13 protein-coding genes are annotated in these 11,962 nt (G+C 69.2%); all 13 read right to left on the bottom strand.

Annotated features, from left to right (window positions below; translation table 11 throughout):
- Positions 1-208: 208 nt before the first annotated feature.
- On the bottom strand, positions 209-1,504 hold the full coding sequence (locus IT361_00170) for a flagellar hook protein FlgE (protein MCC6316071.1): 1,296 nt from the start codon (positions 1,502-1,504) through the stop codon (positions 209-211).
- Positions 1,505-1,534: 30 nt separating this feature from the next.
- On the bottom strand, positions 1,535-2,230 hold the full coding sequence (locus tag IT361_00165) for a hypothetical protein (protein MCC6316070.1): 696 nt from the start codon (positions 2,228-2,230) through the stop codon (positions 1,535-1,537).
- Positions 2,230-4,542, bottom strand: coding sequence for a hypothetical protein (locus IT361_00160; protein ID MCC6316069.1), 2,313 nt, complete (start codon positions 4,540-4,542; stop codon positions 2,230-2,232). Before IT361_00160 ends, IT361_00165 begins: the two co-directional genes overlap by 1 nt.
- Positions 4,539-5,171, bottom strand: coding sequence for a hypothetical protein (locus IT361_00155; protein ID MCC6316068.1), 633 nt, complete (start codon positions 5,169-5,171; stop codon positions 4,539-4,541). Before IT361_00155 ends, IT361_00160 begins: the two co-directional genes overlap by 4 nt.
- A gap of 3 nt (positions 5,172-5,174) precedes the next feature.
- Positions 5,175-5,639 (bottom strand): hypothetical protein, encoded by a 465-nt coding sequence (locus IT361_00150; protein ID MCC6316067.1) that lies wholly within the window; start codon positions 5,637-5,639, stop codon positions 5,175-5,177.
- Positions 5,639-6,970, bottom strand: a complete 1,332-nt coding sequence (locus IT361_00145; protein ID MCC6316066.1) for a FliI/YscN family ATPase — start codon at positions 6,968-6,970, stop codon at positions 5,639-5,641. Before IT361_00145 ends, IT361_00150 begins: the two co-directional genes overlap by 1 nt.
- The gene (locus tag IT361_00140) at positions 6,963-7,601 is read right to left on the bottom strand and encodes a hypothetical protein (protein ID MCC6316065.1); all 639 of its coding nucleotides are present in this window, start codon (positions 7,599-7,601) and stop codon (positions 6,963-6,965) included. The genes IT361_00145 and IT361_00140 overlap by 8 nt, the downstream gene beginning before the upstream one ends.
- Before the next feature lies 1 nt (position 7,602).
- Complete coding sequence (gene fliG / locus IT361_00135; protein MCC6316064.1) at positions 7,603-8,652, bottom strand: flagellar motor switch protein FliG; 1,050 nt, start codon at positions 8,650-8,652, stop codon at positions 7,603-7,605.
- Between the two features lies 1 nt (position 8,653).
- Entirely contained in the window at positions 8,654-10,222 is a 1,569-nt protein-coding gene (fliF, locus tag IT361_00130; GenBank protein MCC6316063.1) for a flagellar M-ring protein FliF, read from the bottom strand.
- A gap of 18 nt (positions 10,223-10,240) precedes the next feature.
- On the bottom strand, positions 10,241-10,582 hold the full coding sequence (locus tag IT361_00125) for a flagellar hook-basal body complex protein FliE (GenBank protein MCC6316062.1): 342 nt from the start codon (positions 10,580-10,582) through the stop codon (positions 10,241-10,243).
- A gap of 3 nt (positions 10,583-10,585) precedes the next feature.
- On the bottom strand, positions 10,586-10,921 hold the full coding sequence (locus tag IT361_00120) for a hypothetical protein (protein ID MCC6316061.1): 336 nt from the start codon (positions 10,919-10,921) through the stop codon (positions 10,586-10,588).
- Positions 10,922-11,023: 102 nt separating this feature from the next.
- Positions 11,024-11,506: a flagellar basal body rod protein FlgC gene (gene flgC / locus IT361_00115; GenBank protein ID MCC6316060.1), complete on the bottom strand. Its 483-nt coding sequence runs from the start codon at positions 11,504-11,506 to the stop codon at positions 11,024-11,026.
- A gap of 38 nt (positions 11,507-11,544) precedes the next feature.
- Positions 11,545-11,823 carry a hypothetical protein gene (locus IT361_00110; protein MCC6316059.1) on the bottom strand — a complete coding sequence of 93 codons (279 nt, stop codon included), beginning with the start codon at positions 11,821-11,823 and terminating at the stop codon, positions 11,545-11,547.
- Between the last annotated feature and the right edge of the window lie 139 nt (positions 11,824-11,962).

The following is an 11,962-nucleotide window of genomic DNA, read 5'->3' as shown; positions in this document are numbered from 1 at the left end:
CCGGCGCGGAACCGCAACAGATCCAGTGCGCTCCGGGGGCGCGAAGGGAGCGCCGCGGCATTCGCGGGAGGTGCGCTGGGGGTGCAGGCTCTTCATCGCACGAATCGTCCGCCCCCGAGGGAGGCGGACGATTCGTCAGGCAGGCGAGGCGACAGTCAACCGGTGAGTGACGAGCCTCAGGCACGGCTCACCATCCACCGGTCACCCGTTACCGCTTCAGGTTCACCAGCTCCTGCAGCATCTCGTCGGAGTTCGTGATCACGCGGCTGTTGGCCTGGAAGCCACGCTGCGTCACGATCATGTTCGTGAACTCCTGGGCGAGGTCGACGTTCGACATTTCGAGCGCGCCGCTGGTGAGCGTCGACTGGATGCCTTCCAGCGCGTAACCCAGCACCGCGCCGCCCGAGTTGCCCGACACGCCGTACATGTTGTCACCGACGCGGAGCAGGCCGCCGGGGTTGTTGAAGTCGGCGAGCACTATCTGCGCGAGCGTGACGTTCGTGCCGTTCGTGAACGAACCGGTGATGAGGCCCGTGCGGTCGATCGAGAAGTTCTCGAGCTGGCCCGCTTCGTAGCCGTTCTGGTCCTTGAGCACGGCGGTGCTGGTGCCGGCAAACGACGTGATGCCGTTCACACCGCCACCGCCGAGGTCGAGCGTCACCGAGACGAGGTCCGCGCCCGGCGGCTGGAACGTGATCAGCGGCGGGTCGGTCGGCGCCACGGTCGTGAGCAGGCCGGTGGTGCCGAAGGTCAGCGTCTGCGGCGTGCTGTTCGGCGGCGTGAAACCGGTGGGGAGGTTGGTGCCATCCACCTGCCACGACCACGTGTCGGCCGCCGTCTTCCAGAACTGCAGCTTGAGGTCGTGCTGGTTGCCGAGCGAGTCATAGATCGTGATCGCCGTTTCGGTCCAGGAGTTCTTGTTCTGCGGGTCCGCACGACCCACGGCGTCGAACGTGCCGGTGAACACCGGCGCGGCCGCGTTGAGGTTGCCGGCGAGCGACGTCGAGGTGGTGGCCTTGGCCGCCGTCTTCTGCCCCACGGGGAGCACGATGTCGCGGATCCCGTCGAGGAAGACCCCGTTGTCTGCCATCTTGCCCTGCACCACGAACCCGTTGGTCGGCGACACGAGATTGCCGCTCGCGTCGAGCTGGAAGTTGCCCGAGCGCGTGTAGTAGTTCTGCGTGCCCTTCTTCACCACGAAGAAGGCGTCGCCCTGGATCGCGAGGTCGGTCGCCAGGCCGGTGGTTTCCAGGTTGCCCTGGTTGAACATCATGTCCACCGATCCGATCTGCATGCCGAGTCCGACCTGGATCGGGTTGATGCCGCCCAGGTCACCGGGCGGGCGCGAGGCGCCCTGCAGCAACTGGGTAAAGCCTTCCTTGAACGTCACGCGCCCCGACTTGAAGGCGACGGTGTTGACGTTGGAGATGTTGTTGCCGATGACGTCCATGCGCACCTGGTGGTTGCGCAGTCCGGACACACCGGAGAACAGCGATCGCATCATGGGTGAAAAGTCCTCGTGCTGGAGTGGAGGTCAGGTGGAGAGGATGCGGACGATCGCTGCGAACTCGATCGTGAGCGGGCCCATCGTCAGCGCCGCCTTGCCGTCCTCGCCGTAGGAGATGCCGTCGATCTTCCCGACGGTGTACGTCTTCTGCGGCACGTCCTTGCCGCTGGCCGCGTCGACCACCGTGATCCTGTACGCATAGGCGCCTTCCACGCCCACCTTCGCCGCGGCCGCGCCGATGTCGAAGGTCTGCTGTCCAGTCCCCAGGTAGCCTAACGACCGCGATCCGACCTCCTTGCCGGACTTGTCATACAACTTCAGCGTCGCGTTGCCCTGCGTGGTGATGTCCGCCGTCACCGACCCCACCATGTCGCCGTTCGCGTCCTTCGCGAGCAGCACCTTGTCCCCGGCCACCATCACCGTCTTGCCGATCGTGTTCATCGCCTGCCCGTTGGCGACGGTCAGGGCGAGCGCGTCATACTGCCCCTGCTGCGCCTCCAGCTGCTCGTTGATGTTCAGCAGCTGCTCCAGGCCGGAGAACTGGGCGAGGTCGGCCGCCATGTCCTTGCCGTCCATCGGGTCCAGCGGATCCTGGTAACGCAGCTGCGTCGTGAGCAGCTTGAGGAACTCGTTCTTCCCCATCTTGCCACCTGCGGGCCCGCCGGCATTCGCCTGGTTGACGAGCTGCCCTGCGAGCGAGGTGGAGTTCACCGGACTGGTCATCAGCGTTGCCCCCTCTGGTCGCGCTTCTGGCGCGACGGCGGTTGGTCCTGTCGGGACTGCGCGTCCTCGCGCCACGGGGCGCGGGGGTCACGCGACCCCTGGTTCGTGCCACTGTTGCCCGTGTTCCCTGATTGCCCCGCACGAATCCCTTCGCGCTCGGCGGCCGCGGCGCCCGCCACGTTGAGCGCGGACTCACTGCCACGCGTCATCGTGCGGACCGCGATCGCCTCCCCGTCCAGTCCATGCCGTCCCAGCTGCGCCTGCAGTTCCGAGGCATGCGCACGCAGGTTGTCGGCGGCTGCCGCATCCCGGATGTCGAGCGTCGCACCCACCGTCGAGCCGCGCAGGTCCACCCGGATGCGGTCTTCGCCGCCTTCCGGATGGTCGAGCCGCAGGAGCACCGACGACATCGGCCGCTCCGCCATCGACTCCTGCACGCGCAGCACGCGCGCAATGCGCTCGGCCGCGTCCGTCCGTTCCATGCCGGCCACCGGTGCGGTGGCCTCACTGCCGCGGCGGTCCCCGGTTGTCTCCCCTCCCATCGCGGCGCGCAGCAGCGCCGAGTCAGCCTCGCGAATGGCATCGATCGCCGCGCGCTGTCCCTCGCGACCGTCGCGCCGCTCCCTGTCCGCGCCGCCTCGCCCAGGCTCGCGTCCGGCGCCAGCCATCACCGGCTCGATCGACGGCGCCACCCTGCCAGCCGAGCTGCTTTCAATCGCTGGAGTATTCGTGGCCGCGGCGACAGTGCGACGCTCGTGCGGGGGCGTCGGAGCCGCGGCGTCGACGACGGGCGCGGTCGCCCCGGCGCTGGCCGCGACGCGCGTCACCTCGGCCACACGTGCGACTTCCGCCACGCGTGCGACGTCGGCCACGCGCGCCACCGTGGCGAGTCGGGGGCCGCCTTCCGGCGATGACCCGGCCGCAGGCTGCGAGTCACGCCCATGCCGAGGCTCGACCGCACGAGGTGGCGTGAACGGCAGGATGCGCGCCTCGCCTTCGTCGTGCGGCGCGTGCGGGAGGATCACAGCGCCGTCGGTCGATGCGGGCACGGCCACGACTTCTGCGGCGACGGGCGACGCGGGCCGCGGCACCATGAGCGCTTCGCCGCGCGCGCCCCGTGTTCGCGCCACGCCCGTGTGTGCGACGCGTTCATCACCCGTCGCCGGCGTGACCAGCTCGATGTGCCCCGGATCGCGAGGCCACAGCGTGCGCAGCCCTTCTTCGCGCGCAATGCGCGCAAGACGCTCGAAGCCCGCACGATCGGTCCATCCGCCATTCACCGTCACGTCGGCCGCGAGTCCCTGTGTGTGATTGGAGCTGCGCGTCCACGTGACGACGGGCCCGGGGCGCGTGCGGCCCTGGGCAAAGAGCGCGTCCTGGCGCTCCTGCGTGCGCACGGTCTCCACGACTTCGATCGTGTACCCGAACTCGCGCTGCATCCGCTCGATCACGCGGCCCAGTCGATCGCCGAACTCAGGGAGCAGTCGATGCTCGCCGCGTGTGGGTTCGCGCACCTCGCCAGCTTCCGGCAGCAACGCACCGATCGAGGGAATGCGTCGCGGATCGAGGGGCGAGCCGACCGTTGGCGTTGGCGCCGGCGTGACGTCGCGCGCCGACGTCACACGTGTCGGCTCACCGGCTCCCGCGTCTCCCTCGATGCTCGCCGCCCCACCGGAGTCGAGCGCGTCATGCGCGCCTCCGGCTGCAGACCTCCTGTTGGCAGGTGCGACCGCAGCGCCCGGTACAAGGAAGGTCAGGAGATCGATCGGACTGAATTCCGGCACGCCCGGCGCGGGCTCGGCGGACTCGGCGTCGCCAGCAACCCGAACTTCGGATGACGACCCGCCCTCTTCGGCGAGTGATGCGGCGCGCTCGCGCACCGTCTGGCGCCCTGCGTGCCGCACACCGCCGGTATCAGCGTTCACGATCCCCGGTTCGGCGCCCGATCCCTCGGCCGCGAGACCAGGTCGATCGGACGCAGCGGCAGGCAGGGGTGTCATGCTGCCCTGCGCCATCGCGAGCGCATCCCGCGCGCCGGACTCCGCTGGGCTCCCCGCAGCGGAGGGCGTGGCGCTCAGCGATCGCGAGCCCGGAGGCGCGGCCCTGCCTGACGAGCGACGGCCTTCCTCTCCGCCTTCTGCGGCCTTGGCCGAGCGTTGACGGCGGCCCGTCGCGCGCGGCTCACCGAGTGCCGTGGCCAGCGCCGCACGGAACTCGGTCGCGGCCGTGCTGGGATCGGTGGACGACGGCGACGCGTTGTCGTGTGACGCCGTCTCGGGCGTCACGATCTGTGGAACGATGGGCATCGTCACCTGGCACCTCCGCGCAGGACGAGCTTGCTGATCGCGGCCGCCCGGTTGGCTGGCAGGTGCTGCATGATGCCTGCCGCCTGCTTGTCCGAGAGTCCGGTGAGAATCGCCTTCACGTCGGCGTCTTCGAGTTGTTCGAGGACCCGCGCTGCGTCCTTGGCCGGCATCGCACCAAAGATCCGCGACACCTTCTCGGTCAACACGTTCGCAGCAACGTCGACGGGCCCTGGGGGAACGGGAATCGGCTTTGGACGCGCGGTCGCGCCACCGGAGACCACCGTCTCGACGGCCTTGGAGGTCGGAGTCCTGGCCGAGGGCTCGGGTGCATGCGACGCCGGCGCGGACGGAGCGGCGTGCTTCGTCTTTGAGGATGGCTCAGGCGCTGGTGAAGGCGCCGGCGCTGCCGCGTGAGAGCCCGCGCTGTCCGTCGCTGCAGAGTCACCGTGACCCGCGGTGACGACGACATCGCTCGCCTCGTGTTCGGCGGCCTTCAGGATGGAGTCGGCGACGACTTGTGCGCGGGCGGCCTCCCATGCACCGAACGCCTTGCGCGCCTTCATGACCGACGCCGCGGCGCCGCCGCCGAGACCGACAGCCAGACCGAGGACGGCAAAGATGATGAGCTTGATCATGGGCTATTCGTTGGTGGTCTGGTGTTCACCGGAGCGCGTGGCGTTGAAGCGCGTCAGGCCAATGGCGTCCATCGCGGCGCGGTCCCCCTGTGATTCAGCGGCCTTGTGCTGTTCGAGCCGGCGGTCGCGCAGGCGATCGAGCATCTGGCGGTCCTGCACAGCACTGGAGAGGGCCTGGTTCTTCTCCGCCTCCACCTGGCGTGCGGCGTCGGTCCGCTCCTCGGCGACGGCCAGGTGTTCCTCCACCTGCGCAAGGGCATGCCGCATGTTCACCAACTCACCGACCGACAGCGCCGACTCCGTGCCGGCGGCCACCTGCTCCGTACCGGCATTCTGCAGGTTGGCCAGGGCATCGCGCCGCTCCTCTTCGACACGCACCTCGAGGCGGGCGACGGCGAGCTGGCGCGCCATCTCCTGTTCCTTTCGGGCCTTGAGCGCGAGCAGGCGCTGCAACGGGAACTTGAACATCAGGCCGCCTGTGTGCCGCTGTCCGTGCGCGGCGGAAACATGGTGAGGAGCGACTGCCGAGTCTCCCGGAAGCCGGTGACTTCGTCGGGACGCTGCTGAAGGAACGCGAGCGAACGCTCGCGCGACCGCATGGCCTGGTCGACCATGGGATCGCTGCCCTTCTGGTATGCGCCGACGAGAATGAGGTCCTCCTTCTCGCGGTACGCGGCCTCGAGCCGCATGAGCGTGCCCGCCGACTGCCGCTGCGGCTCGTCGATGATCTGGTCGCGCACGCGGCTCTTGCTCTCCAGGATGTCGATGGCGGGAAAGTGGCCCGCGCTCGCCAGGCGTCGCGTGAGCACGATGTGGCCGTCCAGGATGGAGCGCGACGCGTCGGCGACGGGTTCGTTGAAGTCGTCGCCGTCCACCAGCACCGTATAGATGCCGGTGATGCCGCCCTTTGATCCGTTGCCCGCGCGCTCGAGGAGCCGCGGAAGATTGGCGAACACCGACGGCGGGTAGCCCTTCGTCGTGGGTGGCTCACCGACGGCGAGGCCGATCTCGCGCCAGGCCATCGCCACACGCGTGATCGAGTCGACCATCAGGAGCACCTGCTTGCCCTGATCGCGGAAGTACTCGGCGATCGAGGTGGCGACGAGCGCGCCGCGAGCGCGCACCAGCGCGGCCTGATCCCCCGTTGCCACGATGAGAACGGTGCGGGCGAGGCCTTCGGGCCCCAGCGCGTGATCGATGAACTCGCGCACCTCGCGGCCCCGCTCGCCGAGCAGAGCGATCACGTTCACGTCCGCCGTGGCCTGGCGGGCGATCATGCCGAGCAGCGTCGACTTGCCGACGCCGGATCCGGCGAAGATGCCGACGCGCTGACCGCGCCCGAGCGTCAACAGCCCGTCGATCGCGCGCACGCTCGTGGTCAGCGGTGCATCGATGGTCTGGCGTTCGAGCGGGTGCGGCGGCTCGCCCGCGAGCGGCACGCGCTCCCGGGTCTCGAGTTTGCCCTTGCCATCGATCGGGTGACCAAGGCCGTTGAGGACGCGGCCGAGCATGTCCGGGCCGACGTCCACACCAAAGCTGCGACCCAGGGGCAGCACGCTGCTGCCCGGGTGCAGGCCGGAGAGGTCGCCCAGCGGCATGAGCAGCACGCCCCGCTCGTGGAAACCCACGACTTCGGCGAGCACCGAATGATCCGAGGTGAGGCTGCTGATGCGGCACAGCTCGCCGACGCCGACGTCGAGGCCAACGGCCTCGATCACGAGTCCGACCACCCGCGTCACCCGGCCATAGCTGGCAAACCGCGGCGTGCCGGCGAGGCGCTCGATCAGGGTCTCAGGCATCGGTCAGCGTCAGGCGGCGGTAGAGGCGCTCGAGCGCCATGTCGACGCGGCCGTCCACGATCCGGTCGCGGCCCTCGACCACGCACCCGCCTCGCGTCACGCGCGGGTCTGGAAGCCACTGTACCTCGGTGCGTTCCATCGAAGGGGCGTTCATGCCGGTGCCGACGCGCGCCGCGGTGATCATCGTGAGGTCGGCCGGGTGCAGCCGCACGACCACCGCGTGCTCCAGCGGAAACTCGGCAAGCGCCTGCCTGACGAGTGCGTCGATCGTGAGTGCGTCGGCCTGTACCTCGTGGCCAATCACCTGTCGCGCCACCGCGATCGCGATCGCACTGACGTTCTCCTGCGCGTTGGCGATCCACTTGTCGGATTCGTCCCGCAGCGAGGCGAGCGCGCGATCGAGCGCCTGCAGCGTGGGCTGCAGCCGCTGACCCTCCGCCGCGGCGCCCGCTCGGCGGCCGTCCTCGAGCCCACGTTCGTAGGCCTCGCGTGTGATGGCGTCGATATCGAGGCTCGGCACGCCTGACGACTCGCGGAACACGACCGATGCGGCGGCCTCGGGGTCGAGCTCCTCCAGTGCCCATGACGCGGGCACCGGAGTCGGCGGAACAGGGCGCGAAGGAAGCGTCATGTCAGAGCACCACATCGTCGTCTCCGGCACTCAGCACGATCTCGCCGGCTTCCTCGAGCTTGCGCACCATCGCGACGATGTTCGCCTGGGCCGACTCCACGTCCTTCATGCGCACCGGGCCCATCATCTCCATCTCGTCGTTCAGCGCCTGCACGGCGCGCTGCGACATGGCCCCGGTGATCTTGCCCTTGAGATCCACGCTCGCGGCCTTGAGGGCGAGCGCGAGCTCCTTCGAGTCCACGTCGCGCAGCAGGCGCTGCAGCGCGCGGCTATCGAGCCCGCTCAGATCCTCGAACACGAACATCAGGTTCTTGATCTGGTCGCAGAGCGCCTGGTCCACCGTCGCGACGCCGTCGAGCAGCACCTTCTCCAGCGAGGCGGCAACGTAGTTGAGCACCGAGGCCACGGCGGCCGGTCCGCCCGAGGCACTCATGCCCGCGGTGTTCGTCAGGTCGGCGTCCGCGCTGAGCGTCCGCTCGATCAGCATGATCAGCTCGGGCGAGACCTTCTCCATGCGCGCCATCCGGAACACGACCTCCGACCCGATGGTCGTGTCGATCTCCTTGAGGATGTTCGCCGTGTGTTGCGGCTCCAGGTGCGAGAGGATCAGCGCGATCGTCTGCGGGTGCTCGCCGGCCAGCATCTGACCGAGCTGCTGCGCGTCGGCGTTGCGCAAGCGATGGAGCCCGATCGTGTTCTGCAGCTGGCCCTGGATGCGCTCCAGCACCTGCGTCGCCTTGCGCGAGCCGAACGCCTTCTCGAGGATCTCGCGCGCGGCGTCGATGCCGCCCGAGGCCAGCGAATCGGCTACGCGAATGCGCGTCAGCCACTCGTCCAGCACCGCGTCGACGACGTCGGGCGAGATCTGTTCCACGCGCGCGATCTCGAACGACAGCGCGTCCACCTCGTCCGGCGTGAGCTTCTGCGTGATCTTGGCGGCCGTGTCCGTGCCAAGCGCCAGGCAGAGGATGGCCGCTTTGTGGCGGCCGGCCATGGTGCCCGGATCGTTGACGTCGATCCCCGTGCTGCGGGGGGCTAACGCGGTTCCCACCTCAGGCCTCCTTCATCCACGCGCGGATCAGCTTCGCTGCCACCTCGGGTTGCTGATCGACGGTCGTCGCGACGCGATGCTTCGTCTCCTGATTGGCCTGCAGGGCGGCAAGCTCGGGAGTCATCGTCATGCTGCGCGGGCCGTCGTGGACCTCAGGCCCGCTGGGCAGGGCCGCGTAGTCGAACCGCTCCGGTGCCGCGATCGCCGCGGGCGCGTACCCGGCGCCCGTGGGCAGGGCGGCGGCGCCAGTTGCTGCCGCGAGCGCGGTCGCGTTGGCCGGCGCACGCATCGACCGCAGCGCCATGAAGCCGATGACGAACGCAAACACCAGCGCACCGGAGTTCAGAATCAGTCCCTGATTCACCTGGACACGCTCGATGAGCGTCGGCGCCGGCGGTGCGGGCTCGGCGACCACTTCAGGGCGCGCGAACGGTACGGAGACCACGGTGATCCGATCGCCGCGCGTGGAGTCGTATCCCACGGCGCTGCGAACCAGCGTGTCGAGGCGGGCCAGCTCGGCCACGCTGCGTGGCTCCGAGCGCGCCGAGTCTCCGGTCCCGATCAGCCGGTCATTCACGAGCACGGACACGTTGAGGCGCTGCACGCTGCCCACCGCCTGGGCAAACGATTCCGTGCTGCGACTGTTTTCATACTGGATCGCCTGGTTGGTCGAGCCCGCACCACCCTGCGCACCCGGCACGATTTCGGCCTTCTGTTCCGTCGCCGTCACCTGGCGTTCGGGGTCCACGGTCTGCGTGGTCCGCTCCAGGCGATCGAAGTTCACGGAGGCCGTCACGGCCACCTTGCCGTTGCCGGTGCCGACGACCTGATTCACCATCTCGGCGGCCTTCGTGCGAAAGTGCTCCTCGATCTCCCGCTGCAGTTCCAGCTGGCGGCTCGACAGCCCCGTGGCGGAGGCATCGACGGGCCGCGACAACAGGCGACCCGCATCGTCATTCACCGTCACGTGTTCGGCGTCGAGGCCGTCCACGCTCGACGCCACCATCTGCGCGATACCGCGCACGACGTCCGGCGAGGGTTCCTCGTTGCTCCGCAGGCGAAGCACCACGCTCGCTTCGGACGGCGTGTCGCTCCGTCGGAACGTCGAGGTCTCGTGGATGGCCAGGTGAACCTGCGCCCCGGCGATGCCGCGCATCTGGCCGATCGTGCGCTCCAGTTCACCCTCGAGCGCGCGACGATAGTTGATGCGCTGCGTGAAATCGGTCATCGCGTAGGCCGGCTTGTCGAAGATCTCCATGCCGGGGCGGCCCGCCGACGGCATGCCGTCTTTGGCCAGCGCGACGCGCGCGCGCGCGAGGTCGATCTCCTTGACCATGACGTCGGTGCCGCCGCGGCCCAGTTCCCACGTGACGCCTTCCTGTGTGAGACGCCGAGTCACGCCGTCCACCTGCTCGAGGGGAACGCCGGCCACCACCGGCACCAGCGCCGGGCGCGTCGCCCAGCGCGACACGACGACGATCAGGCCGATGGCCAGGACGCCGACGCCCAGCGTCATCGCGCGACGGACGCCGCCAAGGCGATCGAACAGCGGATTCAACGACTCGAACATGAACGGACGGGTCCTGGGCTACTGGAGGTTGACGAGAGTGCGGTAGGCCTCGAGCACCTTGTTGCGCAGCTCGACCATCAGGTCGAGCGCGATGCCCGCTTCTTCGGCGGCGGCGGTGACCTGGTGGATCTCCACCTGCTCACCGGCGAGGTAGCGATCGCGCAGCGAACCGGCGGCGTTCTCCAGGGAGGAGACCTGGTTCACGAAGCCACTGATCGTGTCGCCAAAGGAGCCAGCGCCGGCGCTCGGCGCGCCTTCGGGCCTGAGGATCTCGAACGTGAACGTCTTCGGCCCGTCGACGCCGAGCGGCCGAGCCGCACCGGCGCCCAGTCTCGACGCGGCTCCAATGGGGTCGCTCACGGCTCAGGCCTTGACGTCGAGGCGACCGCCCCGAACCGAGGGCTGCGGCGGCTGCATCTGGCCGCTCAGTACGCGGCCGTAGGTGAGCGGGCCCATGGCGCCAAGCTTGGCGAAGTACGATCGCTCGTCAGGCGTGAGCACCGTCCACAGCTCAGGGTCGGTGCCGGGCGGAGGTGCGACGGAGACCGACGGCGCAGCCTGCGGACCCGCGGGTGCGCCTGCCGGCGCGGGCCGAGCGAGCGGCTTCGCGCGCGCCGACTCCGCCTGGCCCGCCGAGGATGGCGCAGCCGGTCGTTGGGGGATCGTGCCGTAGGGCCCGCGAACTCCGTTGATGCTCATCGCAATCGACTCGTGATTGAGGACTCGTGCTCGGGATGACGCGACCGCTGGTCAGCGGTGGCGTCATCGATGCCACTCGGCGCGCGCCAGGTGCCCGCCACCTCAGATGTCCAGCGCGCGACGCAGCATCTGCTTGGCCGCCTGGAACACCGTGGCATTGGCTTCGTAGATGCGCTTTGCTTCCATGATGTCCACCAGCTCGTCGGTCACGCGCACGTTCGGCATCCGCACGTAGCCGGCGCTGTCGGCGTCGGGGTGGCCCGGGTTGTAGACCAGCGGTCCCTCGCTCGGATCCTCTTCGATGGCGACCGCCTGTACCCCTTCGCGGCCATCGACGCCACTCGGGACCGGTGCCGGGTTGGCCGGATCGAGGGGCAGGGGCGGGAACTGCGGGACGCCGCCATCGCGCATCGCCTCTTCGAGGCGCACGACGCGTCGGCGATAAGGGCCACCAGCCTCCGTGCGCGTCGTCTCGACATTCGCGATGTTGTTCGCCGCGACCTCCATGCGGAGGCGCTGCACGGACATGCCGCTCTTGGATATGTCCAGCGGACGGGCGAAGGGCGGGCGCGGACCCTGCTCCATCGAGTTGGTCAGGAGCGGCAGCAACTTGATCGTCGACATCAGCGCTCCCGGATGGCGAGGCGCAGCTTGGAGTACGTGCGCTCCAGGAGCTTGGCCGTGGTCTCGTACCGGATCTGTTCGTCGGCGAGCGCGGTCATCTCCGCCTCCAGGTCAACGCCGGTCGAACCACCGGGCTCCGGCAGCGCGAACCCGCCCTGGCCTTGCAGCGAGGCCGTGGCCACGCGCTGGGCGATTGCATCCCGACGCATCGCACTCGCATCGAGCGCATCCCGCATCTGGGGCGCTGCAGACACGCGACCAAAGAAGCCGTAGAGCATGGATGGGAGGACAGGGGGAGCGAACGAACGCACGACGACACCCCGTGCTAGGGCAATGCGCGGACCACGCGACGAGCACGCCGAAAACGACGAACGCCCCGGCAGGCGAGGCGTCGTGTACGGTCGCTCAACTCATTGC

This window comes from Gemmatimonadaceae bacterium (assembly GCA_020846935.1).
Classification (GTDB): Bacteria; Gemmatimonadota; Gemmatimonadetes; order Gemmatimonadales; family Gemmatimonadaceae; genus RBC101.
Note: the sequence above shows the minus strand (reverse complement) of the source record. Positions and strands in the feature narration are given on the sequence as shown.

Excerpts from the sequence above, each read along its gene's own strand:
- IT361_00170 (MCC6316071.1), bottom strand. The coding sequence starts at position 1,504 with ATGATGCGATCGCTGTTCTCCGGTGTGTCCGGACTGCGCAACCACCAG.
- IT361_00165 (MCC6316070.1), bottom strand. The coding sequence starts at position 2,230 with ATGACCAGTCCGGTGAACTCCACCTCGCTCGCAGGGCAGCTCGTCAAC.
- IT361_00155 (MCC6316068.1), bottom strand. The coding sequence starts at position 5,171 with ATGATCAAGCTCATCATCTTTGCCGTCCTCGGTCTGGCTGTCGGTCTC.
- IT361_00150 (MCC6316067.1), bottom strand. The coding sequence starts at position 5,639 with ATGTTCAAGTTCCCGTTGCAGCGCCTGCTCGCGCTCAAGGCCCGAAAG.
- IT361_00145 (MCC6316066.1), bottom strand. The coding sequence starts at position 6,970 with ATGCCTGAGACCCTGATCGAGCGCCTCGCCGGCACGCCGCGGTTTGCC.
- IT361_00140 (MCC6316065.1), bottom strand. The coding sequence starts at position 7,601 with ATGACGCTTCCTTCGCGCCCTGTTCCGCCGACTCCGGTGCCCGCGTCA.
- fliF (MCC6316063.1), bottom strand. The coding sequence starts at position 10,222 with ATGTTCGAGTCGTTGAATCCGCTGTTCGATCGCCTTGGCGGCGTCCGT.
- IT361_00120 (MCC6316061.1), bottom strand. The coding sequence starts at position 10,921 with ATGAGCATCAACGGAGTTCGCGGGCCCTACGGCACGATCCCCCAACGA.
- flgC (MCC6316060.1), bottom strand. The coding sequence starts at position 11,506 with ATGGAGCAGGGTCCGCGCCCGCCCTTCGCCCGTCCGCTGGACATATCC.
- IT361_00110 (MCC6316059.1), bottom strand. The coding sequence starts at position 11,823 with ATGCTCTACGGCTTCTTTGGTCGCGTGTCTGCAGCGCCCCAGATGCGG.